This is a genomic window from Pseudomonas sp. MCal1, assembly GCF_026341415.1.
Lineage (GTDB): Bacteria > Pseudomonadota > Gammaproteobacteria > Pseudomonadales > Pseudomonadaceae > Aquipseudomonas.
In genome coordinates, this window is record NZ_JAKUMP010000047.1 from 1 (window position 1) to 234 (window position 234).

The 234-nt window shown below is 66.2% G+C and carries 1 protein-coding gene; it reads right to left on the reverse strand.

Going from position 1 to position 234, the window contains the following annotated elements:
* A partial coding sequence (locus MKZ87_RS28900; RefSeq protein WP_266202226.1) for a hypothetical protein occupies nt 1-213 on the reverse strand: 213 nt, incomplete at its 3' end.
* Nucleotides 214-234 lie beyond the last annotated feature (21 nt).

The following is a 234-nucleotide window of genomic DNA, read 5'->3' on the forward strand; positions in this document are numbered from 1 at the left end:
CTCGGCGCCCTGGGCGCGGATGCACTGGGCGGTCAGGCAGCCGGTGGCCAGCTCGGTCAGCCACTGGCGCGCCGCCAAGTCGTTGAAGTCGACAAACCAGGTGCCGCTGGACGAGCGTTTGAGGTACAGCCCCCGGTCAGCGAACAACGCCGCGTGGCGCTCTTCGAGTTGTTGAAAGTGGGCGGCGGCCGTGTCGCTGAACCAGGTGTTCATCGCGTCGAGATCGATGTACTC